This is a genomic window from Mycobacterium sp. (assembly GCF_032161845.1).
GTDB lineage: Bacteria > Actinomycetota > Actinomycetes > Mycobacteriales > Mycobacteriaceae > Mycobacterium.
In genome coordinates this window covers 1-3403 of the sequence record NZ_JAVRQA010000555.1, presented here as the reverse complement: position 1 = coordinate 3403, position 3403 = coordinate 1, and the positions used below count along the sequence as shown (strand labels likewise).

Below are 3403 nucleotides of genomic sequence, written 5' to 3'. Positions count from 1 at the left end.
CCCTCGGTGATGGTCAGCGAGACCATCCGGGTGCTCGGTGCGGCGAGCAACTCCACGACCGCGCCGGGGTCGTCGGGCGCATAGAGGTAGTCGATGATCGAGCCGATGACGCGCGGCTCGCGGCTGCCGTCGGCGTGCTCGGCAACCAGGGTGTAGAGCCCGTTCTGGGCGGCCATGACGTCGGCCATCCTGCGGTCGGCGGGCATCACGCCGACACCGCAGATGCCCCAGTCCTTGGCGACACCCTTTTCGAGCAGTTGGTCGTCGTACATCGCCTGGTGTGCACGGTGGAAGCCACCGACACCGAAATGCACTATGCCAACCCGGATCTCGTCGCGGTCATAGGTGGGCTTGGCGATCGGGATCGCCGGCAACGTTGCGCTGTTGAGTTTCATGACACGTTCACCACCGAGTCGACGGTACCTGGAATGCGGTTGGCCTCATCGGTGACAGCGACCCACATTTTGGGCGATGTCGAAAGTGTTGTGTACGTCACACTTCACATGTTAGCGTGATGAGCATCTAGCCGCACCCATGAGCATTTGTTCATCAAGATCGAGAAGGGCGGACCCGTGGCGACACCGACGTCGAACGGCCAAGTGGCCGAGTCCGTCGGCATTGCTGGTTCCACGCCGGAGGACCTGCGCCTCGCATTGCGTGCGGCGACGCTCTACTACCTCGACGGCCTGACGCAGGCCGACATCGCCGGGCGGCTCGGCGTCTCCCGCCCGACCGCCGGACGGCTGATCGCCAGGGCCAAGGCCAAGGGTTTGGTACGCATCGAGATCGTCGTGCCGACGACGCTGCAGGACGACCTGCACGCCGATGAGGAGCGCGAGCTCGAACAGAAGTTCGGTCTGACCGAAGCCGTCGTCACCGGGCATGGCATCGATGACGGGGCACCGGGACGGCCTGCGTGGTTCGCCGGAGTCGGTCGCGCGGCCGCTGCACTGCTGATGCGCCGCCTGTCGGCCGACGACGTGCTCGGCTTCACCTGGGGTCCGGAGCAGGTGGCGGTCGCCTCGGGTCTCGCTCCCGGGGTGGCGAGCTGCCGGACGGTGGTTCAGCTCGACGGCGCCATGTCGACGGCGGCCTACCAGACGGGCATGGAGTACGTCCTGAGCCGCAGCGCAGAGGTATTGCGGGCCAGCGCGATCCGCCTGCCGGCCCCTCTCTACGCCGACCCATCCACCGTGGTGTCAATGCGCAGCGACTCGGACATCTCCCGCACCCTTGAAGCCGGCCGACGCGCCGACGCGATGCTGTTCGGCGTCGGCGCGGCGTCCACGTCGACCACGCTCTTCGAGGGCAGCTTCCTGGACAACCGCATGCTCGACGAACTGATCGGACTCGGCGCGGTCGGCGAGATCGGCGGCCGGTTCTACGACGAGACGGGCACGCCCATCGTCACCGAGTTGGCGCACCGCGCGGTATCGGTTCCGCTCGAGGACGTGCGGGCTTGCCCGAAGACCATCTTGGTCTCCAGCGGAGCGGCCAAGCACCAAGCCACGCTCGGGGCGTTGCGCGGCGGGCTGGCCAAGCTCCTGGTATGCGATATCGACTGTGCTCGTTGGCTTTTGGAATCCCGATAGTGGATGGAGTGAGATGAAAACACGAACAGCACTACGCAAGCTGTCGGTGTGCGTCGTCGCGGCGGGGTTGACCCTGACCGCCGGCTGCGCAGGCGCGGGCAGCCTGGGCGGTTCGGCGAACGAGGTGACGATCGCCCTGGTATCCAACTCGCAGATGGCGGACGCTCAGAAGTTGTCGTCGGAGTTCGAGAAGGAGAACCCCGGCACGAAGCTGAAGTTCATCTCGCTGTCGGAGAACCAGGCGCGCGCGAAGATCACCATGTCGACCGCCATGGGCGGCAGTCAGTTCGACGTCGTGATGATCAGCAACTTCGAGACCCCCCAGTGGGCCAAGGACGGCTGGCTGCTCAACCTCTCGGACTACGCGAAGAAGACGCCGGGGTACGACGAGAACGACTTCATCCCGTCGCTGCGGGAATCGTTGTCCTACGAGGGCAACATGTACTCGGTCCCGTTCTATGGCGAGTCATCGTTCCTGATGTACCGCAAGGACATGTTCGAACAGGCCGGCATCAAGGTCAATCCGGACCCGAGCTACCAGCCGACGTGGCAAGAGGTCGCGGGGTGGGCGGAGCAGTTGAAGACCGACGACCGGGCCGGCATCTGCCTGCGCGGCAAGCCGGGCTGGGGTGAGGTGCTCGCACCCCTGGACACGGTGATCAACACGTTCGGTGGTCGCTGGTTCGACGACCAGTGGAACGCGCAGCTCAACAGCCCGGAGGTGAAGAAGGCCGTCAACTTCTACGTCGACACCATCAAGAAGTCTGGTGAATTGGGCGCGTCCTCAACCGGTTTCCAGGAATGCGCCAACCTGTTCGGTCAGGGCCAGACGGCGATGTGGTACGACGCGACGTCCGCGGTCTCGACGATCGAGGATCCCAAGACGTACCCGGACCTGGTCGGCAAGATCGGCTACCTGCCCGCACCGATCGTCGAGAAGCCCAACTCGGGGTGGCTCTACACCTGGGCACTCGGTATCCCCAAGGCTGCCAAGAATCCCGACGGGGCATGGAAGTTCATCTCGTGGATGACCAACAAGGACTACATGAAGCTGGTCGGCGAGAAGCTCGGTTGGGAGCGAGTGCCACCCGGTAGCAGAACCTCCACCTACACCGATCTGCCCGAGTACAAGGCCGTTTCGAAGTCCTACGCACCGTTGACTCTGCAGTCGATCACCAACGCGACGCCGAACAAGCCCACGGTGCAACCGGTTCCGTACACCGGCGTGCAGTTCGTTGGGATTCCCGAGTTCCAAGATCTTGGGACGCGGGTGAGCCAACAGATCAGTGCGGCGATCGCCGGACAGAAGTCCGTCGATGACGCCCTTGCCCAAGCACAGCAATACGCCGAGGTCGTCGGCAAGACATATAAGGAGAAATGATGACTCTTACTGTCGATACCGAGTCCGACGCCAGTCAGGAGGCGGTGGCGGAACGGGTCCGCAAGATCCGGGAAGCCCAGGACACCGGCGTGAGCCGTGCCGAGGGATGGCGCAGGCGGGGACCGCTACTGCCCGCCCTGATCTTCATGATCGCGGTCACGCAGGTGCCGTTCCTGTTCACCCTGTACTACTCGACGTTGTCGTGGAACCTGGTTCGCCCAGGGTCACGGCAGTTCGTGGGGCTGAACAACTACATCGCGGTGGTGAAGGACAGTCAGTTCTGGTCGGTGGCAGGCAATACCGTCATCCTCATCGTCGGCGTGGTCCTGATCTCAGCTCTCCTCGGGTTGGGGATCGCCTTGCTGTTGGATCGCGCGTTCCTCGGACGCGGGGCCGTCCGGACGCTGTTGATCACGCCGTTCCTGATCAC

Annotated in this window: 4 protein-coding genes; 3 read left to right on the top strand and 1 reads right to left on the bottom strand. The window is 64.2% G+C overall.

The genetic code is table 11. From position 1 onward, the window contains the following. A partial coding sequence (locus QOD90_RS30930) for a mannitol dehydrogenase family protein (protein WP_526356323.1) occupies window positions 1-395 on the bottom strand: 395 nt, incomplete at its 3' end. A 222-nt stretch (window positions 396-617) separates the two neighbouring features. Between QOD90_RS30930 and QOD90_RS30925 the strand changes: the two genes are divergently transcribed. The 3 genes from QOD90_RS30925 to QOD90_RS30915 form a co-directional block, all read left to right on the top strand. Continuing rightward, window positions 618-1592 (top strand): sugar-binding transcriptional regulator, encoded by a 975-nt coding sequence (locus tag QOD90_RS30925; RefSeq protein ID WP_526356325.1) that lies wholly within the window; start codon window positions 618-620, stop codon window positions 1590-1592. Window positions 1593-1605: 13 nt separating this feature from the next. Further along, window positions 1606-2973 carry an ABC transporter substrate-binding protein gene (locus QOD90_RS30920; RefSeq protein ID WP_526356321.1) on the top strand — a complete coding sequence of 456 codons (1368 nt, stop codon included), beginning with the start codon at window positions 1606-1608 and terminating at the stop codon, window positions 2971-2973. Further along, on the top strand, window positions 2973-3403 hold a 431-nt coding region (locus QOD90_RS30915), incomplete at its 3' end, for a carbohydrate ABC transporter permease (protein WP_526356319.1). The genes QOD90_RS30920 and QOD90_RS30915, both read left to right, overlap by 1 nt.